This is a genomic window from Streptomyces sp. NBC_01451, assembly GCF_036227485.1.
Classification (GTDB): Bacteria; Actinomycetota; Actinomycetes; order Streptomycetales; family Streptomycetaceae; genus Streptomyces.
The window spans coordinates 3,856,653-3,877,846 of the sequence record NZ_CP109479.1 but is presented as its reverse complement, the minus strand read 5'-3'; the positions used below and the strand labels follow the sequence as shown (position 1 = coordinate 3,877,846).

19 protein-coding genes are annotated in these 21,194 nt (G+C 70.8%); 10 read left to right on the top strand and 9 right to left on the bottom strand.

The genetic code is table 11. The annotated features are described in order from the left end of the window. Positions 1-56 precede the first annotated feature (56 nt). From OG595_RS16775 to OG595_RS16760, 4 genes are all read right to left on the bottom strand, one after another. Positions 57-1,754 (bottom strand): penicillin-binding transpeptidase domain-containing protein, encoded by a 1,698-nt coding sequence (locus tag OG595_RS16775; protein ID WP_329272887.1) that lies wholly within the window; start codon positions 1,752-1,754, stop codon positions 57-59. A gap of 99 nt (positions 1,755-1,853) precedes the next feature. Continuing rightward, on the bottom strand, positions 1,854-3,485 hold the full coding sequence (locus OG595_RS16770; RefSeq protein WP_329272883.1) for a penicillin-binding transpeptidase domain-containing protein: 1,632 nt from the start codon (positions 3,483-3,485) through the stop codon (positions 1,854-1,856). A 100-nt stretch (positions 3,486-3,585) separates the two neighbouring features. Beyond that, a complete protein-coding gene (locus OG595_RS16765) occupies positions 3,586-5,328 on the bottom strand; it encodes a dolichyl-phosphate-mannose--protein mannosyltransferase (RefSeq protein WP_329272881.1) in 1,743 nt (580 codons plus the stop codon). Between the two features lie 55 nt (positions 5,329-5,383). Continuing rightward, positions 5,384-6,685: an RNA-guided endonuclease InsQ/TnpB family protein gene (locus OG595_RS16760; RefSeq protein ID WP_329272878.1), complete on the bottom strand. Its 1,302-nt coding sequence runs from the start codon at positions 6,683-6,685 to the stop codon at positions 5,384-5,386. A 283-nt stretch (positions 6,686-6,968) separates the two neighbouring features. On the opposite strand from OG595_RS16760, the gene rsmI reads away from it, so the two are divergent. The 5 genes from rsmI to OG595_RS16735 all read left to right on the top strand — a co-directional run bounded on the left by rsmI (position 6,969) and on the right by OG595_RS16735 (position 11,117). Beyond that, complete coding sequence (gene rsmI / locus OG595_RS16755) at positions 6,969-7,862, top strand: 16S rRNA (cytidine(1402)-2'-O)-methyltransferase (protein WP_329272877.1); 894 nt, start codon at positions 6,969-6,971, stop codon at positions 7,860-7,862. A gap of 176 nt (positions 7,863-8,038) precedes the next feature. Beyond that, on the top strand, positions 8,039-8,437 hold the full coding sequence (locus OG595_RS16750; protein WP_329272875.1) for a hypothetical protein: 399 nt from the start codon (positions 8,039-8,041) through the stop codon (positions 8,435-8,437). A 67-nt stretch (positions 8,438-8,504) separates the two neighbouring features. Continuing rightward, positions 8,505-9,383 (top strand): TatD family hydrolase, encoded by an 879-nt coding sequence (locus OG595_RS16745; RefSeq protein ID WP_329272873.1) that lies wholly within the window; start codon positions 8,505-8,507, stop codon positions 9,381-9,383. Between the two features lie 108 nt (positions 9,384-9,491). Then, positions 9,492-10,859: a ubiquitin-like domain-containing protein gene (locus OG595_RS16740; protein WP_329272872.1), complete on the top strand. Its 1,368-nt coding sequence runs from the start codon at positions 9,492-9,494 to the stop codon at positions 10,857-10,859. A 36-nt stretch (positions 10,860-10,895) separates the two neighbouring features. Next, positions 10,896-11,117, top strand: coding sequence for a DUF397 domain-containing protein (locus OG595_RS16735; RefSeq protein ID WP_329272869.1), 222 nt, complete (start codon positions 10,896-10,898; stop codon positions 11,115-11,117). A 55-nt stretch (positions 11,118-11,172) separates the two neighbouring features. On the opposite strand, the gene OG595_RS16730 is transcribed toward OG595_RS16735, so the two are convergent. The 3 genes from OG595_RS16730 to OG595_RS16720 form a co-directional block, all read right to left on the bottom strand. After that, positions 11,173-11,430 (bottom strand): hypothetical protein, encoded by a 258-nt coding sequence (locus OG595_RS16730; RefSeq protein WP_329272867.1) that lies wholly within the window; start codon positions 11,428-11,430, stop codon positions 11,173-11,175. 225 nt (positions 11,431-11,655) lie between these two features. Further along, entirely contained in the window at positions 11,656-12,066 is a 411-nt protein-coding gene (locus OG595_RS16725; protein ID WP_329272865.1) for a VOC family protein, read from the bottom strand. A gap of 175 nt (positions 12,067-12,241) precedes the next feature. Further along, positions 12,242-12,787: an RBBP9/YdeN family alpha/beta hydrolase gene (locus tag OG595_RS16720; RefSeq protein WP_329272862.1), complete on the bottom strand. Its 546-nt coding sequence runs from the start codon at positions 12,785-12,787 to the stop codon at positions 12,242-12,244. Between the two features lie 122 nt (positions 12,788-12,909). Here OG595_RS16720 and OG595_RS16715 point away from each other — a divergent pair, with 122 nt between their 5' ends. The 4 genes from OG595_RS16715 (at position 12,910) to OG595_RS16700 (ending at position 16,631) form a co-directional block, all read left to right on the top strand. Further along, positions 12,910-13,386: an Lrp/AsnC family transcriptional regulator gene (locus OG595_RS16715; protein ID WP_329272859.1), complete on the top strand. Its 477-nt coding sequence runs from the start codon at positions 12,910-12,912 to the stop codon at positions 13,384-13,386. Further along, positions 13,383-14,327, top strand: coding sequence for a 16S rRNA (adenine(1518)-N(6)/adenine(1519)-N(6))-dimethyltransferase RsmA (gene rsmA, locus OG595_RS16710; protein ID WP_329272857.1), 945 nt, complete (start codon positions 13,383-13,385; stop codon positions 14,325-14,327). Before OG595_RS16715 ends, rsmA begins: the two co-directional genes overlap by 4 nt. Continuing rightward, positions 14,324-15,217: a 4-(cytidine 5'-diphospho)-2-C-methyl-D-erythritol kinase gene (locus tag OG595_RS16705; protein WP_329272855.1), complete on the top strand. Its 894-nt coding sequence runs from the start codon at positions 14,324-14,326 to the stop codon at positions 15,215-15,217. The genes rsmA and OG595_RS16705 overlap by 4 nt, the downstream gene beginning before the upstream one ends. A 319-nt stretch (positions 15,218-15,536) precedes the next feature. Further along, a complete protein-coding gene (locus tag OG595_RS16700; RefSeq protein WP_329272854.1) occupies positions 15,537-16,631 on the top strand; it encodes a peptidoglycan recognition protein family protein in 1,095 nt (364 codons plus the stop codon). An 80-nt stretch (positions 16,632-16,711) separates the two neighbouring features. Here the strand turns inward: OG595_RS16700 and OG595_RS16695 are convergent, their stop codons facing one another. Then, positions 16,712-18,328, bottom strand: coding sequence for a S8 family peptidase (locus tag OG595_RS16695; RefSeq protein ID WP_329282941.1), 1,617 nt, complete (start codon positions 18,326-18,328; stop codon positions 16,712-16,714). A gap of 151 nt (positions 18,329-18,479) precedes the next feature. Beyond that, a complete protein-coding gene (locus OG595_RS16690) occupies positions 18,480-18,953 on the bottom strand; it encodes a hypothetical protein (RefSeq protein WP_329272852.1) in 474 nt (157 codons plus the stop codon). Between the two features lie 197 nt (positions 18,954-19,150). Between OG595_RS16690 and OG595_RS16685 the strand changes: the two genes are divergently transcribed. After that, a complete protein-coding gene (locus tag OG595_RS16685; protein WP_329272850.1) occupies positions 19,151-20,956 on the top strand; it encodes an ABC-F family ATP-binding cassette domain-containing protein in 1,806 nt (601 codons plus the stop codon). The last annotated feature ends 238 nt before the right edge of the window (positions 20,957-21,194 follow it).

Here is a 21,194-nt window from a genome sequence, read left to right as displayed (position 1 = left end):
CTACCGTCCGGTGGTGGAGATGTGGGTCGGTGCTGGGGAGGTGCCGTCCGGGCCGATCAGGAACCCGCCTTCAGCAGGGCCGCGACGATCGGGCCCGCCGTGCTTCCCCCGTGTCCGCCCTGCACGACCACGCCCGCGCCCGCCAGGTCTCCCCGGTACGCCGTGAACCAGCCGTTCGGCTTCTCCTGGCCGTCGACCTCGGCCGATCCCGTCTTCGCCCCGTAGTCCGGGCCCAGACCGGCCATCGCCTCCGCCGCCGTCCCGTACGCCGCCGTGTACTGCATCAGTTCACGCAGTTGCGACAGCGTCGACGACGACATCGTCCGGGACGCGGTGGCCAGCGTGCGGCCGTCCACCTCCGCCGAGACCAGGTACGGCTGCCGGAACACCCCGGACTCCACGGTCGCCGCCACCGACGCCATGTTCAGCGGGTTCATCCGCACCCCGCCCTGCCCGATCAGCGACGCCGCCATCTGCGCCTGCGACTGCACCGGCACCGAGCCGTCGAAGGTCGAGACGCCGACCGCCCAGTTGTCCATGCCGAGGCCGAACACCTGCTGCGCCTGCTTGGTCAGGCTGTCGTCGTCGAGTTCCTTCGCCTGGCTGATGAAGGCCGTGTTGCAGGAGCGCGCGAAGCTCGCCTTGAACGTGCCGCCCTTGATCTCGAACTCGTCGTCGTTCTGGAACTTCCAGCCGCCGTACGTCGAGTACTTCGGGCACGGGTGCGCCTTGTCCGGTGACGCCAGCCCCTTCTCGATGAGCAGCGACGACGTGACGACCTTCATCGTCGAACCCGGCGCCAACGAGCCCTGGAACGCGGTGTTGAAGCCGTGCGACTGGTTCGCCACCGCCAGGATCTCGCCCGTCGACGGACGCAGCAGCACCACCGACGACTTCGCCTTCTTCGCGACCTCTGCCTCCGCCGCCGCCTGAAGGGCCGGGCTCAGTGTCGTCTTCACGGTGCCCGGTGTGCCCTTGCTCAGCTCCAGCAGCGTCTTGTCCGCCGACTTCGCCGCCTTGGACGCCGTACCGCGCACGACCCGAAGCTCGATGCCCGCCTTGCCGCCGGCCTTCTTGCCGTACTTCTCCCGGAGGCTGTCCAGGACCGTGCCCAGCGACGGGTACTTGGCGAGCGTCAGCTCACCGCCGTCCCGGTCGACGGCCTTGATCGGCGGGGTGCCGGCCTCCCCGGTGAGGAGCCTGTCGCCGTCGGCCAGGTCGGGGTGGACGACGGACGCGTGCCAGTCGACCAGCGGTTTCCCGTCGGACGTACGACGGACCACGGTCAGGGCGCTCTTGTACGTGAGCGGCTTGCTCGTGCCGCCGTACGTCACCGTGCCCTTCACGGTGAAGGGGACCTTGGCGCCCGTCGCCGTGCCCGGGGTGATCGTGACGCCGGTGATGTGGGCGTCCTTGGTGTAGCCGGTGAGGAGGGTGGTGGCCGCCCTGGTCGTGTCGTTCGTCGCGGCTGCCGCCTGGGTGACCCGGCCCGTCTGCCAGGCCGTCAGGAACTGTGCGGCGACCGCCTTGACCTGCGTCGCGGACACTGGGCCGGTCGGCACCGACGGCTTCCGGTCGGCCGTCGTGGCCGTCGAGGAGCCGTCCTCGGCCGCCGCTCCGCCGCCGTACAGCGCGTAGACGCCGAGACCGGCGCCGCCGACGACCACGGCGATCATCCCGCCGATCACGGCGGGCCTGGTCCTCGGTGCACTCCGTCGCTCGGCGACGGCCTTCTTCTTGCCCCTCTTGCCCACAGCTCCCGATCCTCCGCGGTAATCCCCAGGGTCCCCGTTGCCCTCACCTACACCTCAACGACAACGACCACCCTAGAGTCCCGTACTGTGCGGGTGAGTTCAGCCACCTGTCCGTAGCACGGCTGCGACAATCGGCCCGGCCGCGTCGCCGCCGTGGCCGCCCTCCTGGGTCATGGCCGCCGCCGCGATGTCGCCCCGGAACCCGGTGAACCAGCTGTTGGACTTCGTCTGCCCGTCGACCTCGGCGGACCCCGTCTTCGCCCCGATGTCGCCGCTCAGCCCGGCCATGGCCTGCGCCGCGGTGCCCTGGGTCGCCGTCATCCGCATCATCTCCTTGAGCTGCGCGGATGTGCTCGCCGGCAGGCCCTTCGCCGTCGCCAGCTCACGGTTGTCCAGGTCGGGCGAGACGAGGTACGGCTGCCGGAACTCGCCCGTGATCGCCGTCGCCGTCACCGACGCCATGTTCAGCGGGCTCATCTGGACCTGGCCCTGCCCGATCGCGTTGGCCGCGCGGTCCGGACCGGGGGAGGCGGGGACGCTGCCGTCGAACGAGGTGATCCCGGTCTTCCAGTTGTCCTGCCCGAGCCCGAACCGTTCCTGGGCCTCGGTCGTCAGCGACTCGTCGGTGAGGGGGTTCGCCTTGGTGCCGTCGATCAGCTTGATGAAACCGGTGTTGCAGGAACGCATGAAGTCGTTGGCGAGGGTGGCGTTCTCGTTCGGTGCCATGCCCTTGAGGTTGCTGAAGGTCTGGCTCTGCCAGATGGCCGTCGATGTGCAGGGCGCCGGGCCGTTCATCGACGTGACGCCGTTGTCTATCAGCATCGCCGCCGTGACGATCTTCATCGTGGAGCCCGGCGCCAGCGTGCCCTCGAAGGCCGCGTTGAACTGGTCCCCGCGGTGGTTGGCGACCGCCAGCACCTCACCGGTGCTCGGCTGTACGGCGACCACGGACGACTCGGAGAACTTCAGCACCGCCTTCTCGGCGGCGGCCTGCGCGCTCGCGCTCAGCGTCGTCTCCAGCTTGCCCGGGGTGCCCTCGGCGAGGGTCAGCAGCGAGGTGTCGGCGATGTTGGTGTCGGCGTGCCGGACCATCAGCTCGATGCCCGGCGTACCGCCCGCCTTGTCGCCGTAGCGCGCCCGCAGGGTGTCCAGGATCGGCCCGAGGGACGGGTACTTCTCCTTCGTCAGGACCTTGCCGTCCCGGTCCACGGCCTCGATCGGCGGGCTCGCGGCCTCCCCGGTGACCAGCGCGTCCCCGACGGCCTTGAGGCCGGGATGCAGGACCGACGGCTTCCAGTCGACCAGCGCCCGCCCGGTCGTCGTACCCCGGACGATCGTCAGGCTGCTGGTGTAGGCGAGCGGCTTGCTCTTGCCCCGGAAGGACACCGTGGCCTTCACCGAGAACGGCACGGTGGCTCCGGTGGGCGTTCCGGGGGTGATCTTCACCCCGGTGATGTGCGCGGTCGCCTTGTAGTCGCTGATCAGCGTGGCGGCCGGCGCGGCGTTGTCGGTGAGGTCGGCGGCGGCCCGCGCCTGCCCCTTCTCCCAGGCCGCGAAGAACTTCTCGCTGGTCTCCGCTATCTCGTCCTTCGACGGCGGCCCGGTCTTCACGCTCTCCGCACCGCTGTCCTCGCTGAGCGCGGACACGACGTTGAACGCGCCGTAGCCGGCCCCGCCGACCATCACCGTGAACACGGTTCCGACGATGGCGGCCTTCGCTCCCTTACGCATGGGTGTTCCCCTCCCCGTTGGCCATTGCACTGTAAGTGGCCTGAGGGACTGCTGTGGGGGGTGTTTCCGTCTCTTGTCCCAACTCTTGTCCGAAGAGTGACTAGACCCAGGTGTCCAGCCACATACGTGAACGCCAGGAGTCGATGGGAATCGCCGTCCCCGTGTACAGGGGCCAGAAGTAGACGAAGTTCCAGGCGATCAGCAGCACCAGCACGCCCGCGCCCGCCGCCCCCGCGACCCGGCGGCGTTCGCTCGAACCCGGTGGGCCGACGATCGCGCCGATCATCATCGCCACGGCCAGGCAGAGGAAGGGCAGGAAGACGATCGCGTAGAAGAAGAAGATCGTGCGCTCCTGGTACATGAACCAGGGGGCGTAGCCCGCCGCGATCCCGCAGGCGATGGCGCCCGCCCGCCAGTCGCGCCGGAACAGCCAGCGGTACAGGACGTACAGGACCGCGAAGCAGGCCGCCCACCACAGGAGGGGCGTGCCGAGGGCCAGGACCTCGCGGGCGCACTGCTCGCCCGAGTTGGCGGGGCAGCCGCCCGTGCCGGGCTCGGGGGACTCGTAGAAGAACGAGACCGGGCGGCCCAGGACCAGCCAACTCCAGGGGTTCGACTGGTAGTTGTGCGGGGTGTGCAGGCCCACGTGGAACTCGTACACCGCGTGTTCGTAGTGCCAGAGGCTGCGCCACCAGTCGGGGAACAGCCAGGACCAGTCGCTGCCCTTGCCCTCGGTGGCCGCCCAGTTGCGGTAGTAGCCGCCGGTGCCGTCCGAGGGGGAGAGGATCCAGGCCGTCCAGGACAGGATGTACGTGAAGATCGCCACCGGGACCGTCGCCAGGAACGCCCAGCCCAGGTCGCGCTTGAGGACCGCCTCGTACGGGTGGCGGGCGCCGGCGACCTTGCGGGTGCCGACGTCCCACAGCACCGCCATCACACAGAACGCGATCAGGATGTAGAGGCCGTTCCACTTTGTGCCGATGGCCAGGCCCAGCATCAGGCCCGCGAGCCAGCGCCAGGGGCGGAAGCCGAAGCGCGTCGTCTCGGCGATGTGCGCGTCCGGCCGTACGACGCCGTCGGCGTCCGGTGGGAGCGCTGCCGCCAGTTGTTCGCGGGCCCTGTCGCGGTCGACGACCAGGCAGCCGAAGGCGGCGAGGACGAAGAACTGAAGGACGCCGTCGAGGAGCGAGGTGCGGCTCATCACGAAGGCCAGGCCGTCCACGGCCATCAGCGTGCCCGCCAGGCAGCCCAGGAAGGTGGAGCGGAAGATGCGCCGGCCGACGCGGCACAGGATCAGGATCGACAGCGTGCCCAGCAGTGCCGTCATGAAGCGCCAGCCGAACGGATTGAACCCGAACATCCATTCGCCGAGCCCGATGACGTACTTGCCGACGGGCGGATGCACGACATAGGCCGGGTCCGTCGGGATCGCCACATGCCCGTCGGTCTTCAGGATCAGGTTGTTGACGTCCTTGTCCCAGTTGACCTCGAAGCCGCGGTGGATGAGCCCCCACGCGTCCTTCGCGTAGTACGTCTCGTCGAACATCACCCGCTTCGGACTGCCCAGGTCCCAGAAGCGCAGCACGCCCGCGAGCAGCGTCACCAGCAGCGGGCCGCCCCAGCCGGACCAGCGCGTGATCCGGTCGGAGAGGGCCGGCGGCACCCCGAGGGTCGCCCACAGTCGGGGGCTCGGCTCGGTGTACGGCGGCACCAGCCGGTCCCGGACATCGCTTCTCGGCCTGGCCGTGTATCCGTATCGGCGCAGCCGCTGCTGCCACCCCGGGCGCTGCTCTGGCGAGGGGGCGCTTTGCCGGATGTCCGTGGAGGGCGCGGTACTGGTCACCGCGCCATCGTAGGGAACAGCTCTGTGTGAGTCCCTTGACATCCTCCCCCTCCTTTTAAAAGAGGGGGATTTCAACCGGTTTGGATTGAGGTTCACGGACGTTCTTCGACCGCGTGGGCGGTGTCGTCCCTCCGGCACCGGCTGTTCGCCGGGGGCGGGGGACCCCGCCCTGTCCTGCCGCGACGTTGGCTGCTGCGTTGGTGTCCGCGTTGCAGGTGAAACCGCAGGAGGAACGGACGAACTCGGCTTGGCTCTTGCGCGAGTTCTTGTCGATCCACCCGCAGGCACTGCACCGCAGACTTGTGTACGGGGCGGGCACGTCCTCGACCCGGCCGGGGGCCCTGTGTCCGGTGCGCTGCCGCAACAGGCCCCAGCCCTGGGCGAGGATGCCTCGGTTCAGCCCGGCCTTCTGCGCCACGTTCCTGCCGGGCTGCTCCACCGTGCCCTTCGCGGAACGGGTCATGTTCCTGATGTCCAGCTTTTCGAAGCGGATCAGGTCACCGGTGCGGGCGAGCAGGGCGCTGGTCTTCTCGCACCAGTCCTTGCGGCGGTTCGCCTCCCGTGCCTTGAGCTTCGCGGCCTTCCCGTACTCGGCTGTCTTCCGTTCACTGGCCTTGGTTGCGCGGGCGGCGCGCCGCTGGTGCTTGCGGAGCTGGGCGCGTTCCCGGGCGGTGAGCTGCGGGCAGTTCGGTTTCCGCCCATCGGAGAGGGCGACGGTTACGGTGATGCCGCGGTCGATGCCGATGACCGTGTCCGTGCCGGGCGCGGGCACCGGGTCGGGGACGACGGCGAATGCCGCATGCCACTGCCCGTTGCGGAAGGTCACCCTGAACGTCTTCGCGTCCGGCAGTTGCGCGCGCTTGCCGCTGATGCTGAGGCGAAAGCGGACCCAGCCGCAGCCGGGCACCTTGACCTGCGCCCAGCGCCGGTTCAGCTTCCGCACGACCACTGAGCGGCCCATGACCTGTCGGCCGGTCCTCGCGTTCAGCTTCGGCGTGCCGTCGTCGTGATGCTCGGGCGCATGGTCGGTGCCGATGACACGGAAACCCTCATGCGCGAACTTCTTGCGCCAGGTCGGTTCACCGAACCCGGACGTGAAACGAGCGCTCTTGGCCGTGGCGAAGTCCTTGAGCGCCTGCTGCTGCACGTCCGCGTTTCCCGCCGCCAACCACTCGCTCGCCCGCCGGGCCTCGGTGAGCTGACGGCACTGCTCGGCGAACGAGGGCGCGGACCCGCGGCCCGGCTTCCAGTGTGCATGCTGCTCGACGGCAAGGTTGTGGACGTACCGGGCGTGCGCGCAGTGCAGCAGCATCTGCTGCTCCTGCTCGCTCGTCGGGTACATCCGGAAACGTGCCATGTCGCGAAACGAAGACCACACGTTCCCCAGCCGTGCACCTCATCGACGACTGTCACCCGTGCGAGTGACCATCCCGCCGACCCGGCCACCGCTACCAGGTCTCTCGACTTCCCGCCACCACCCGCCCCGGGCATCCCGGACAGTGAAGCCGGATCGCTCTGGCAGCGATCCGGCTTCTCCTGTCCCTCTCCGCGGAAGTGGGCATTCACCCCGGCTGAAGGACCGGGCACTCTGCCCGAAAGCCAAGTGGAGGGCCCCTTGGAGGCCCTGCGAGGATGGAAACGTGACAGGAACCTTGGTTTTGGCAGGCACGCCCATCGGCGACATCACGGACGCGCCGCCCCGGCTCGCGGCGGAACTGGCGGGCGCGGACGTCATCGCGGCCGAGGACACCCGGCGGCTGCGCCGGCTCACCCAGGGGCTCGGTGTGCAGCCCAAGGGCCGGGTGGTGTCGTACTTCGAGGGCAACGAGGCAGCGCGCACACCCGAGTTGGTCGAGGCGCTGCTCGGCGGCTCGCGGGTGCTGCTGGTGACGGACGCGGGCATGCCGTCGGTGTCCGACCCCGGCTACCGGCTGGTCGCCGCGGCCGTGGAGAAGGACATCAGGGTGACGGCCGTACCCGGCCCGTCCGCCGTGCTCACCGCGCTCGCGCTGTCCGGGCTGCCCGTCGACCGCTTCTGCTTCGAGGGCTTCCTGCCGCGAAAGGCCGGCGAACGGCTGGCGAGGCTGAGGGAGGTGGCCGAGGAACGGCGCACACTCGTCTACTTCGAGGCCCCGCACCGCCTCGACGACACCCTCGCCGCCATGTCCGAGGTGTTCGGCACCGACCGGCGGGCCGCCGTCTGCCGGGAGCTGACGAAGACGTACGAGGAGGTCAGGCGCGGTCCGCTGGCCGAGCTGGCCGAGTGGGCCGCGGAGGGCGTACGGGGTGAGATCACCGTCGTCGTCGAGGGCGCCCCGGAGCGGGACGGCGGCGAGCTCGGCGCCGAGGAACTGGTGCGGCGGGTGCGGGTGCGCGAGGAGGCGGGGGAGCGGCGCAAGGAGGCCATCGCGGCGGTTGCCGCCGAGGCGGGCCTGCCGAAACGGGAGGTGTTCGACGCGGTGGTGGCCGCGAAGAACGCGGCGGGCGCGGCGGGCACGGGCGCCGCGGGAAGTGCGACGCCGGTCACGCCATAAGGGGGCAAAGCGGGAGGGCGGAAGGCAAAGTCCCGACCTCGGATCCGGGCTGTTCCCACAAGGAATGGCCAAGACGCCTTCAACAGTCGACAGGTCTGATGCCTTCACGTCGGCGGAGGCGTCCACTGGTTCACAGGACGCACCCGTCCTTTGTCCAGCGGACAAGAGGAGCTGGCATGAGCGAGATCACCGGCCACCGCAGCACGGCCACCGCCGTCGTTCACGAGTCGTATTCCTTCGCCTGCATGCGCTGCGGGCACGGCTGGGAACAGTCGTACGAGATCGAGCACCACACCGACACCGGGGGCGGCGAGATGGTGATGTACGTGGCGGACGGCCGCGTCGTCCCGTCCCCGCTGACCCGCCCCACCTGCCAGAACTGCGACGGCCATGTCGTACGCATCATGCGGGCGGGACAGGTGTCGTCGGTGCAGAACTCGATGCACCGGCAGCGCACGGCCCCCAAGGCGGTACCGGCGACGGATACCGCCGCCGCCGAGCCCGGGGCGCCGAAGGAAGACCACCACTGGCATCTCTCGGATCTCCTGCACCCCTTCCACCGCAAGGCGAGCTAGCTCCCCCGGTTCCCCCGGCGAGGCGGGCATGTCCCTTTCACAGGATCAGGTTTCGTAGGATCTGGACATGCCTGCCAAGTCCGGAGCCGCCTCCGCGCCACCGCTGCCCGAGCCCCTGCGGGTGGCGGTCGCCGACTCCCACACCCACCTCGACATGCAGTCCGGCACCGTCGCGGAGGGTCTCGCCAGGGCCGCGTCGGTCGGGGTGACGACGGTCGTCCAGGTCGGCTGCGACATCAAGGGCTCCCGCTGGGCGGCCGAGACCGCGGCCACGTACGAGAGCGTCCACGCGACCGTCGCCCTGCACCCGAACGAGGCCCCCCGCATCGTCCACGGCGACCCCGACGGCTGGTCCCGGCAGGGCGCGCGGGTCCCCGGCGGAGACGCGGCCCTCGACGAGGCGCTCGCGGAGATCGACCGGCTCGCCGGGCTCCCGCAGGTCAAGGGAGTGGGAGAGACAGGACTCGACTACTTCCGCACCGGCCCCGAGGGGAAGTCGGCTCAGGAACGCTCCTTCCGCGCCCACATCGAGATCGCCAAGCGGCACGGCAAGGCGCTGGTCATCCACGACCGGGACGCGCACGCCGACGTCCTGCGGGTCCTGAAGGAGGAGGGCGCCCCCGAGCGGACCGTCTTCCACTGCTACTCCGGCGACGCGGACATGGCCGAGGTCTGTGCCGCGAACGGCTACTTCATGTCCTTCGCCGGCAACATGACCTTCAAGAACGCCCAGCCGCTGCGCGACGCGCTCGCCGTGGCCCCCCTGGAGCTGGTCCTGGTCGAGACGGACGCGCCCTTCCTCACGCCGGCGCCGTACCGGGGCCGCCCCAACGCCCCTTACCTCATCCCGATCACCCTGCGGGCGATGGCCGACGTACGCGGCATCGACGAGGACAGTCTGGCGACGGCCATCGCGACGAACACAGCACGCGCCTTCGATTACTGACGCGCACTGACGTGCGTTGACGCTCCGTAGTCGCGTCGCTTTGGAGAGTGACGGCCGCTCCGCTAGGTTCTGGTGCTCGTCCGTCGCCGGAACCTGGAGCGTGTCGTCGTGAGCAGTTCGCCGTACGAGACGTACACCCCCGTCAGCGGGCCGCGGCCGCCGTCGCCCTACGGCGGGTACGACCCGCACACCGCCGAGACGGTGGCGTACGGGGTGCCGCGCGGTGTGCCGTACGAGGACACGTACAGGCCCGCCTACGAGCCCCCGGCGCCGCCCGCGTCCCCGGAGCCGCCGGTCCCGCCCACGTTGCCCAGGCAGCAGCGGGTGGCCCGCGGACGGGGCCAGGAGGGGCGGGCGGCCAGGCGCCGCAAGGGTGCCGAACGGCCCGACGCCATCCGCCGGCTGCTGCCGCAGGCACTCGTCGTGGCGTTCCTCGCGGGCGGTACGACGGCCTTCGTCGCCAAGGACAAGGCGATCGAACTCAACGTCGACGGCAAGCCGCGCACCCTGCACACCTTCGCCGACGACGTGACCGAACTGCTGGCCGACGAGGGGGTCGAGGTCGGCGCCCACGACGTCGTCGCCCCCGCGCCGGGCACCGCACTGGCCAGCGGCGACGAGGTGCGCGTCCACTACGGACGACCCGTACGGATCACTCTGGACGGTGAACGGCGTGAGGTGTGGACGACGGCACACACGGTCGAGGAAGCGCTCGCGGAGTTCGGGGTGCGCGCCGAGGGCGCGTACCTGTCGCTCGCGCGCTCCCAGAAGATCGGCCGGCAGGGCCTCACCATCGACGTCCGCACCGAGCGCACGGTGACGATCATGGCGGACGGCCGGGCCCGCACGATCCGTACGAACACGGCGACGGTCGGCGAGGCGGTGGAGGAGGCCGGGATCACGCTCCGGGGCGAGGACACCGTCTCGGTGCCCCCCGAGAGCTTCCCGCGCGACGGCCAGACGGTGACGGTACTGCGGGTGACGGGCTCCAAGGAGGTGCGCGAGGAGGCGATCCCCTTCGACATCCGGCGTACCCAGGACGCGTCCCTGTTCAAGGGCACGGAGGTGGTCGACCAGGCGGGCCGCCCGGGCCTGCGCCGGGTCACCTTCGCCATCCGCTCGGTCAACGGCGTCAAGCAGAAGCCGCGCCGGGTCCGTACGGAGGTCGTGCGCGAGCCCCGGGCCCAGCTGGTGAGGGTGGGCACGAAGCCCATGCCGACGTCGGTGCAGGGGGCGGACCATCTGGACTGGGGTTCACTGGCGGCCTGCGAGTCCGGGGGCCGCCCGAACGCCGTGGACCCGTCCGGGACTTACGGCGGCCTGTACCAGTTCGACACCCAGACCTGGCAGAGCCTGGGCGGCTCCGGCCGCCCCCAGGACGCGACGGCCACGGAGCAGACGTTCCGCGCGAAGAGGCTGTATGTGAAGCGGGGGGCGGGGCCTTGGCCGCATTGCGGGGCGCGGTTGCATGGCTGAGCCCGTCTTCCGATTCGATGGGCTGTCCCAACTCCTGTGGCGCCTGCGGTGGTTGGGGGTCGGCGTCCCAGGCCCCGGAGTGCGGCGGCTGACGGTGACGGCGACTCCTGCGTGGAAATGGCGGACCACCGCGCCCGAGTAGCCGTACGGGACTCCAAGGACCCCGCCCACGGCACCCTCAGTTTCCCGACGGGAGCCTTCACCCGCTTCGTCGGGTCCGTCAAGTCGCCCACCCGGAAGCCCACTTCCGCACCCTGAACTCGTGTGCCCCTCACGGCGACGCGGGGTGAGGGCCTCGAAGCGAGCGCCGGTGTCACATCGTCGATGTCCGGGACGAGACAGGAGTGCTTCCGGCCCATGGGGCTGCCACGCTCACCTGAAGAGAGTGGGGAGGTCGCTGCTCAGCCTCGGACGAGTCGCCGGTCAGCACCCAGATCGCGACCATGGCGAAGAAGCCGATGGCGAGAAGTGCCGGCAGCCCCAGGATGAGGGCGACCACCCACCACCTGGTCCGTCCCGCGGGGGCCTGGATGTCCTCGTGCGCCACCGGCGGGCCCTGTGTCGTTCCCATGGGACCGGCCTTCATCTGCTGCCTGTAGTCGTCGCCAAGCCATCCAACCAGGAGCCTCACTTCGTCCCGCACCCGGCGTCCTTCAACTCGACCTGCAATCAACCGGGTTGGCAACGCGACGGCGGTCCGTGCACTCCCCGGGGCGCTGAACCTCCTCGCGGAAGCGCCGGCCACGGCCGAGCGCGGCCAGATCACGTCAGGGCGAACGGGAGCGCCGAGGCCGGACTACGACGCTTCACCAGTCTGCTCGCGCAGCGCCAGCCACTCCTGGAGCTCGACCAGGTTCCCTTCCGGGTCCTGGAGGTACGCGACCCGGATCCGGTCGCCCATCGGGCCGGGGGCCCGGGTGAAGTCCGCGCCACGCGCGGTGAGTTCGGCGTGGGTGGCGTCCAGGTCGTCCACCCGCAGCACCACCAGCGCGCGGTGTCCGGCCGGCTCGGGGCCCAGGGGCTCCAGCACGCCGGCCAGTTGCGCGCGGTCCTGCAACGCGATCGCCGCGTGCCCGGTGTCGGGGCTGAGCTTGGCGTACGGGCCGTTCTCGGCCTCGAACTGCGGCTTGAGCCCGAGCACGTCCCGGTAGAAGCGGTAGACGGCGGGGAAGTCGGACACCAGCAGGCGTATCTGGGTGAGTTCCATACCGATCCTTCTAACCCGGTTCCGGCGCCGGTTCCGGCTCGATCGCGATCTTTTGAGCGAGCCTTTGAACGAGCCTCTGAGTGAGCCTTTCCGGAGTCCGGAGTCCGGAGTCCGGCGACGCGCACCCGGCCAGGGCACCGGACCTCGGCACCACGGGAAGGGCGGCCCGGTCGCGTCAACGGCCGACGAGCGTCTGAAGGAGTGCCCGGCCGGTCCGCCAGTCGCCGAGGCCGCTGTCGGAATTGAGGTGGCCCTGGCTTTCCGCGAGGTGTTTCTCCGCCCGCCACTCGTGTGCGAACGAGGCGGATGCCGTCGGGTCGCAGTAGGGGTCGTCGTCGCCGGCCACCATGAGGCTTCGGCACGGCAGCGGGCGGGCGGACAGGCCCAGGAACGTCGACGCGGTCCGGCGCGGGAACGCCGGTCCTCGGGGATCGGGCGGCGCGACCAGGAACGCCGCCACCCCGTCGGGTCGCGCCCGGTCCAGCCACTCGGCGGCGGCCCAGCAGCCGAGACTGTGGGCCACCAACGCCACCTGGCCGTCACGCCGGGAAGCGGTCTCGTGGGCGGCCTGGACCGCGGCCACCCAGTCCGCCAGATCCGGCGTGCTCCACGAAGCCGGTGCGATCCGGACCGCTGAGGCCCCCCAGCGCCTCTCCCACAGGCTCTGCCAGTGCCTTTCGTCCGAACCGTCGATCCCGGGGATGATGACGTACGCGACCATCGCCTACCGTCCTTCCATTCGTGTCCCTCACGCATCACGGGTGCGCCTGGGACGATTCTCGATGAACCAGCGGCGGCGACCGGGCCCGGCAAGTGATCTCAAGGAAAGTGGCGGCGACAACGATGGAATCACTCGACGAGATCGACCAGGCCATCCTGGAACTGCTCCAGAGGGACGGCCGACTCACCGGAGCCGAGGTCGGACGCCGGGTCGGGCTGTCCCAGCCGGCAGCCGGCGCCCGTATCCAGCGACTGGAGAAGAACGGGATCATCACCGGCTACCGTGCCGTCGTCGCCCCGGCCGCGGTGGGGCTGAACATCCATGCCGTCGTCCGGCTGCGCACCACCCACGCGCAGCTGTCCCGGGCACTCGCCCTCGCCGCCCGGACCTCCGAGATCGTCTCGACCCTCCGCGTGACCGGCGAGGACTGCCTGCTGTTCGACGTGCACTGTTCGCACGCCGAACGCCTGGAGCAGGTAGTGGACTCCCTCGCCCGCTACGGGCCGGTCACCACCTCCCTCGTCCTGCGCAGCTACCCGCCCAAGCCGCTGCCCAGCTGCACACCCCCGCCCCCCACCCCCCGTACCCTGGACCCGTGAGTACCAGCCCCGTCCCCGACGCCTCCCCCGATGCCCTGTTCGGCGCCGCCGACATCCGTGAGCTGGCCGACGTCCTCGGCGTCCGGCCCACCAAGCAGCGCGGGCAGAACTTCGTGATCGACGCCAACACCGTCCGCCGTATCGTGCGCACCGCCTGGGTGCGGCCCGACGACGTGGTCGTCGAGGTCGGGCCGGGGCTCGGGTCCCTCACGCTCGCGCTGCTGGAGGCCGCCGACCGGGTCGTGGCCGTCGAGATCGACGACGTGCTCGCGGGCGCGCTGCCCGCCACCGTCGCCGCCCGGACGCCCGGCCGCGTGGACCGGTTCTCGCTGGTGCACTCCGACGCCATGCGCGTCACCGAACTGCCGGGCCCCCCGCCCACCGCACTGGTCGCGAACCTGCCGTACAACGTCGCCGTGCCCGTGCTGCTGCACATGCTGGAGACGTTCCCGAGCATCGAGCGGACGCTCGTGATGGTGCAGGCGGAGGTCGCCGACCGGCTCGCCGCGCCGCCCGGCTCGAAGGTGTACGGCGTCCCGTCCGTGAAGGCCAACTGGTACGCCGAGGTCAAGCGCGCCGGGTCCATCGGCCGCAACGTCTTCTGGCCCGCGCCCAACGTCGACAGCGGGCTCGTCTCGCTCGTCCGGCGTGCCGAGCCGCTGAAGACGACCGCCGAGCGGCGCGAGGTGTTCGCCGTCGTCGACGCCGCCTTCGCCCAGCGCCGCAAGACCCTGCGCGCCGCGCTCGCCGGCTGGGCCGGGTCGGCCGCCGCCGCCGAGACCGCCCTCGTCGCCGCCGGGGTCTCCCCGCAGGCCCGCGGCGAGTCCCTGAGCGTCGAGGAGTTCGCCCGCATCGCGGAGAACAAGGTCCAGGAGAACGAGGTCCAGGAGAACAAGGTCCGGCAGCGGAACAGCGGCGACGAGGAGTCCGGGCAGCTGTGAGCGTCACCGTTCGGGTTCCCGCCAAGGTCAACGTCCAGCTCGCGGTGGGTGCCGCGCGCCCCGACGGCTTCCACGACCTCGCCAACGTCTTCCTCGCCGTCGGCCTCTTCGACGAGGTGACCGTCACCCCGGCAGCGGAACTCCGGATCACCTGTGACGGGCCCGACGCCGCCCAAGTGCCCCTCGACGGTACGAATCTCGCCGCCCGCGCCGCCGTCGCGCTCGCCGAGCGGTATGGACGTACGCCCGACGTGCACATCCACATCGCCAAGGACATCCCCGTCGCGGGCGGGATGGCGGGCGGCAGCGCGGACGGCGCCGGTGCGCTGCTCGCCTGCGACGCGCTGTGGGGGACCGGGGCCTCGCGTGTCGAACTCCTCGACATCTGCGCCGAGTTGGGCAGTGACGTGCCCTTCAGTCTGGTGGGCGGGGCCGCGCTCGGGATCGGGCGCGGGGAGAAGCTGACGGTCCTGGAGACCGGCGGCACCTTCCACTGGGTGTTCGCGATGGCGGAGCGCGGGCTGTCGACGCCGGCCGTGTTCCGGGAGTTCGACCGGCTGGTCGCCGACAGTGACGTTCCCGTGCCCGTCGCCTCGCCGGAACTGCTCGACGCGCTCGCCAAGGGCGACCCGGACGCGCTCGCCGCCACCGTCTCCAACGACCTCCAGCCCGCCGCCCTCTCCCTCTTCCCGGCCCTCGCCGACACCCTCGCCGCAGGCCGCGCTGCCGGTGCGCTGACCGCGCTGGTCTCGGGTTCCGGGCCGACGACGGCGTTCCTCGCCCGGGACGCGGAGGCCGCGCACCAGGTGGCGCGGGCGCTGGCGGAGTCCGGCACCTGCCGGGCCGTACGGGTGACCTCGGGGCCCGTACCGGGTGCCAGGGTGCTGTGACAGCGCGTACACGACGGCTGCCTCATTTGCCGGACGCGCACAGGGAATTCACCGTTCCTTGGCCTGGACCTGCGCGGGTGGAGCGGCCGTGACGAGTAGGGTTTCTTTCAACTTCAAGCACTCGCCGTCCGCCACAAGTCTTAGCTGAGGCCCGGGAGTTCACCGAATTCCGGAGTGCGTGCGCGGCGTGGGTCCCCCTTGGGTTGCCAACTCCCCCAGCACTTCGGAAGGCATCTCCGTGTCAGTACCTCCCCCTTCCTCGTCCTCTCCCTCCCCGGCCCCCTCCCATCGCCGGAAGGTCCCCCTCACCCGGCGCGGAGTGCTCGGCGCCGCGGGCGCCGTCGCCGTCGGCGGCGCGCTGACCCCGGTGGTCTTCGCGGCCACCAACGGCGAGGACTCCGCGTCCGGTACGACGGACAGCGCGTCGGGTACGTCCGGTACCGCGGGTACCGAGCCGCAGAAGTTCCCGGCCACCCGCACCGAGGCCGCCACCGGCACCGCCGAGGCCAGTGCCGCCTTCGCCATCTCGTACGTCGGTGTGCGCTGGAGCGGCGCGGCGGACGGTGCCGGGATCAGGTTCGCGGACGGTTCCTCCGCGCCCGGCACGTGGCAGGAGCTGAACGGCGGTTGCGCGACCGTCGAGGGCGGCGGCACGGCGCTGGTGGCGGCGGGGGACGCCACCGCGTACGAGCTGAGGCTGCCGGACGGGGCGAGCGCGAGCGGGGCGCGGTCGCTGGCGATCGACACGACCGGCGGGGCCGGGAAGACCTTCCGGGTGCCGACCGAGCCGACCCGGGTGCGCGGGGTGCAGTACCTGTCGCGGCCGGCGTGGGGCGCCGACGAGTCGAAGCGCTACAAGGACGGGAAGGTCAACTCGCCCGAGGTGTACTACCCGTTCCAGACGATCACCGTCCACCACACGGACACCCCGAACGCCGATCCCGACCCGGCGTCGACCGTGCGCGGCATCTACGAGTACCACGCGGTCACCCTCGACTGGGGCGACATCGGCTACCACTTCCTCATCGACGAGGCGGGCGACGTCTACGAGGGCCGCTACTCCGGCGACGACCTCGTCCCCGCCTTCGACAAGGACGGCAAGCTCGTCACCGCCTTCCACACCGGCGGCTTCAACTCCGGCAACCTCGGCATCGCCCTCATCGGCACGCTGGTCGACCAGCCGCCGACGGACGCCGCCAAGGCGTCGCTGATCCGCCTGATCAAGGTGATCGCCCGCTTCAAGGGCCTGGACCCGCAGGCCAAGTTGACCTACGTGAACCCGGTCAACGGGGTGACGAAGGATGTCGACGCGATCAGCGGCCACCGCGACTGGCTGGCGACCGACTGCCCCGGCCAGACGATGTACGACCTCCTCGGCGAGGTCCGGACGGCGGTCGCCGGCCGACCCGCGTGACCAACGGCCGTGCGCCCCGGGCGAGTTGCCTCCCGGGGCGCACGGCTTCCGGTACTCGGCTCAGCCGATGTGCGTGCCGGTCAGAAGGTGAGCTTCCAGCTGTTGATGTAGCCGGTGTCGGCGCTGTAGACGTCCTGGACCTTGAGCTGCCAGGTCCCGTTGACGGTGGTCTCGCTGGACGCGTCGACGGTGTAGGTGGCGTCGACGTTGTCGGTGGAGTCCGAGGAACTGCTGCTCTTCAGGCGGTAGGTGGAGCCGTCCGGTGCGACCAGGTCGATGACCAGGTCACCGCGGTAGGTGTGCACGATGTTGACGTACACGGACAGGTCGCTGGGCGCGCTGCCGGTGATACCGCTGACGGTGATCGGCGAGTAGACGGCCGACCCGGCGTCCGGGATGGACACGTCGGTCGTCGACTCGAAGGCCGTACCGGTGTCGCCGCCGTCGTCACCGTCACCGGCCGGGGTGACCTGGAGGAGCAGGTTGGGGCTGCCGGTGCCGACACTGGTGAGCGTGCCGCTGGACGCGGCCGAGGTCAGCGCGGTGGCGACCTGGGCGGGGGTGGCGCTGGGGTTCTCGCCCAGGTAGACGGCCGCCGCGCCGGCGACGTGCGGGGACGCCATCGACGTACCGGAGAGCGACGCGGTGGCGGTGTTCGACGTGTTGTACGTCGAGGTGATGCTGGAGCCCGGTGCGAAGATGTCCAGCGCCGAGCCGTAGTTGGAGTACGAGGCCCGCGCGTCGGCGCTCGTACTGGCGCCCACGGTGATCGCGGAGGCGACGCGGGCCGGGGAGTTCGAGGACGCCGTGGTGTTGTCGTTGCCGGCGGCCACGGCGTAAGTGACGCCCGAGGCGATGGAGTTGGCGACGGCCTCGTCGAGTACGGAGTCGGCGTCGCCGCCCAGCGACATGTTGGCGACGGCCGGGCTGACGTGGTTCGCGGTCACCCAGTCGATACCGGCGACGACCTGGTCGGTGGTCCCGGACCCCGAGTCGTCGAGCACGCGCACGGCGACGATCTTGGCGGCCTTGGCGACACCGTACGTGGCACTGGCGACGGTCCCGGCGACGTGCGTGCCGTGCCCGTTGCCGTCGTTCGCGCTGGTGTCGCCGTCGATGGCGTCGTAGCCGTAGGAGGCGCGTCCGCCGAAGTCGGTGTGGGTGATACGTACGCCGGTGTCGATGATGTAGGCGGTCACGCCGCTGCCCGCGCTGGACGGGTAGGTGTAGGAGGAGTCGAGCGGCAGATCGGCCTGGTCGATCCGGTCGAGGCCCCAGGTCGGGCTGGTCTGCGTGTCGTTGATGTGCAGGGTCTTGTTCTGCACGACCTTCGCGACGGCGGGGTCGGCGGCGAGCCGCCCGGCCTCCGCCTCGGTCATCTCGGTCGCGTACCCGTTGAGGGCGGACGTGTAGGTCCGCTCGACCTCGGCGCCGTACCGGGTCGCGAGCGCCCTGCCCTTGCTGGAGGCGGCCCGGAAACCGGCGCTGTCCTTGAGGGTGACGATGTAACTGTCCTTGATGGCTCCTTCGGCACCGGCGCCCTGGATCACCCCGACGGCCGGGGTGGCCGCGGCGGCGGACGGGACGGCGGCACCGGCGAGGGCGAGCACGGAGGCGACGGCGGCGAGAACGGCGAGAGTGCCGCGCCTGGGGGCGGAGCCGTGGTCGGAGCCGGGGGTGGGGCGCCCGGCGGACATGCCTGTGGGGGAGTGCGGTACGGACACGGGGTGGTTCCCCTCTTGTTCGATGTGCACGAGTCTTACGGGGACGTGTGGGGGGTGAGGGGGGTGGCGTCTCCGTGGGCACACCGTGACGGAATTGAAGGGATCACGTCAATGGGGGGAATCCCTACGTCCGGGTAACGGGCGAGTCGAGCGCGCCCACCGCCGCACGCACATGGGCCGGGCCCCGACGCGACGCCCCTCCCGGGCACCACCAGTACGGCTGTCCGTCCGTGAGCTGCCCGTCCGCGCCCCGCGCATGCATGCCCAGGCCGTGCTCGGGGCACACGGGCCACGCCTGCCACAGACGGTCCATGACGGTCTCCTGCGCGGCGTCGGCGACCTCTCCCAGCGCGGCGGCGGGGTCGTCCGCCGAGTCCGGGTCCAGACAGTCGCCGTGCCACTCGTCGTCGGCCAGGGCGACGTGGACGCTCTCCGGTTCGCTCGCGTCGCGGGGCGGGAGGGCCAGCAGCCGCAGGGGCTCCCGCGCGGGAAGCGTCACCGCCAGGTCCCGGTTGAGAAGGGCGAGAGCCCGGTCCCACAGGGGGTACTCGCCCGGCGCGACGCGACGGGGCTCGGGGCTGTCGAAAGGAGCGGCCATGGGCTCCATTTTCCGGCACGCGGGAACAGCCCGGGTCGCACACCGAGCGGCTGGTCGCGTCCGCCGGGAAGGCGCTGCCGGCCCCGGGTGCCCGGGCACTCGCGGTGCCGTTTCGCGACCCCGGGGAAACCGCCCGCCGAGTCCCCCGCCCCCGCCCACTACCCTGGAAGGTCGACCCACCCCACCTCAGGAGCAAAATGGCCGTCAACCTCGTCAATGTCGAGAACGTCAGCAAGGTGTACGGGACCCGTGCCCTGCTCGACGGGATCTCGCTCGGGGTGTCCGAGGGGGACCGGATCGGTGTCGTGGGTCGTAATGGCGACGGCAAGACCACCCTCATCCGGATGCTCGCCAAGCTGGAGGAGGCCGACACCGGGCGCGTCACCCACTCCGGCGGCCTGCGTCTCGGCGTACTCACCCAGCATGATTCCCTCGACCCCGCCGCGACCGTCCGCCACGAGGTCATCCGGGACATGGCGGACCACGAGTGGGCCGGGAACTCCAAGATCAGGGACGTCCTCACCGGGCTCTTCGGCGGACTCGACCTCCCCGGGTTCCCGCAGGGCCTCGACACCGTCATCGGGCCCCTCTCCGGTGGTGAGCGGCGCCGGATCGCGCTCGCCAAGCTGCTCATCGACGATCCCGACCTGATCGTTCTCGACGAGCCCACCAACCACCTCGACGTCGAGGGCATCTCCTGGCTCGCCCGGCATCTGCGCGAGCGCCGCTCCGCGCTCGTCTGCGTCACCCACGACCGGTGGTTCCTCGACCAGGTCTGCACCAGCATGTGGGACGTGCAGAAGGGCGCTGTGTACGAGTACGAGGGCGGCTACACCGACTACGTCTTCGCCCGCGCCGAACGCGAACGCATCGCCGCCACCGAGGAGGTCAAGCGGCAGAACCTCGTCCGCAAGGAGCTGGCCTGGCTGCGGCGCGGGGCGCCCGCCCGTACGTCGAAGCCGCGCTTCCGCGTCGAGGCCGCCAACGAGCTGATCGCCGACGTGCCGCCGCCCCGGGACAGCAGTGAGCTGATGAAGTTCGCCTCGACCCGGCTCGGCAAGACCGTGTTCGACCTTGAGGACGTGACAGTCCAGGCCGGGCCCAAGGTGCTGTTGAAGCACCTCACCTGGCAGCTGGGCCCCGGTGACCGCATCGGGCTCGTCGGGGTGAACGGCGCCGGCAAGACCTCCCTCCTGCGTGCCATGGCCGAGGCCGCCCGCAGCGGGGGCGAGACACAGCCCGTCGCCGGACGGGTCGCCGTCGGCAAGACCGTCAAGCTGGCCTATCTCTCCCAGGAGGTCGGCGAACTGGACCCGAACCTGCGGGTGCTGGAGGCCGTGCAGCAGATCCGGGACCGCGTCGACCTCGGCAAGGGGCGCGAGCTGACCGCCGGGCAGCTGTGCGAGACGTTCGGGTTCGGGAAGGAGAAGCAGTGGACCCCGGTCGGGGACCTGAGCGGTGGTGAGCGGCGGCGCCTTCAGATCCTGCGTCTCCTCATGGACGAGCCCAACGTCCTATTCCTCGACGAGCCCACCAACGACCTCGACATCGAGACCCTCACCCAGCTCGAAGACCTGCTGGACGGCTGGCCCGGCTCCATGGTCGTCATCTCCCACGACCGGTTCTTCATCGAGCGGACCACCGACCGCGTCTTCGCCCTCCTCGGCGACGCCACCCTCCGGATGCTGCCGCGCGGCATCGACGAGTACCTGGAGCGGCGCAAGCGGATGGAGGAGGTAGCCGCAGCCGCCGTACCGGTTCCCGCCGCCAAGGCCGTCACCGAGAAGAGCGCAGCCGACACCCGGGCCGCCAAGAAGGAACTCCAGAAGATCGAGCGGCAGTTGGACAAGATGTCCGAGCGGGAGAGCAAGCTGCACACCCAGATCGCCGACAACGCCACCGACTTCGAGAAGGTCGCCGAACTCGACGCCGAACTGCGCGAACTCGCCGGCGAACGCGACGACTTGGAGATGCGGTGGCTGGAACTCGCGGACGAGTCATAGCCGAAGGCCGGCGGGACCCGGACGGACGCGGGCACGGCGTGAAACTCGCAGACATGGCGTGAAGAGCGCGTGAACGCGCATAACGGCGGCATCACGGGCCGGTTCGCCCTTGGGAACAGAGGTGGCCAGGGGCGGACGCGGCCCGGTGCGGGGCGGCCACGGAGTGGTAGAAAGAGCCCTCTGAGAACTCCCCGAGTACTGTCCGCGTGCGTCCGCGCACCGTTCGCGTACCTCAGGG

Excerpts from the sequence above, each read along its gene's own strand:
- OG595_RS16770 (WP_329272883.1), bottom strand. The coding sequence starts at position 3,485 with ATGCGTAAGGGAGCGAAGGCCGCCATCGTCGGAACCGTGTTCACGGTG.
- OG595_RS16685 (WP_329272850.1), top strand. The coding sequence starts at position 19,151 with ATGGCCGTCAACCTCGTCAATGTCGAGAACGTCAGCAAGGTGTACGGG.
- OG595_RS16730 (WP_329272867.1), bottom strand. The coding sequence starts at position 11,430 with ATGGGAACGACACAGGGCCCGCCGGTGGCGCACGAGGACATCCAGGCC.
- OG595_RS16720 (WP_329272862.1), bottom strand. The coding sequence starts at position 12,787 with ATGGTCGCGTACGTCATCATCCCCGGGATCGACGGTTCGGACGAAAGG.
- OG595_RS16690 (WP_329272852.1), bottom strand. The coding sequence starts at position 18,953 with ATGGCCGCTCCTTTCGACAGCCCCGAGCCCCGTCGCGTCGCGCCGGGC.
- OG595_RS16760 (WP_329272878.1), bottom strand. The coding sequence starts at position 6,685 with ATGGCACGTTTCCGGATGTACCCGACGAGCGAGCAGGAGCAGCAGATG.
- OG595_RS16715 (WP_329272859.1), top strand. The coding sequence starts at position 12,910 with ATGGAATCACTCGACGAGATCGACCAGGCCATCCTGGAACTGCTCCAG.
- OG595_RS16695 (WP_329282941.1), bottom strand. The coding sequence starts at position 18,328 with ATGTCCGCCGGGCGCCCCACCCCCGGCTCCGACCACGGCTCCGCCCCC.
- OG595_RS16745 (WP_329272873.1), top strand. The coding sequence starts at position 8,505 with ATGCCTGCCAAGTCCGGAGCCGCCTCCGCGCCACCGCTGCCCGAGCCC.
- OG595_RS16750 (WP_329272875.1), top strand. The coding sequence starts at position 8,039 with ATGAGCGAGATCACCGGCCACCGCAGCACGGCCACCGCCGTCGTTCAC.
- OG595_RS16725 (WP_329272865.1), bottom strand. The coding sequence starts at position 12,066 with ATGGAACTCACCCAGATACGCCTGCTGGTGTCCGACTTCCCCGCCGTC.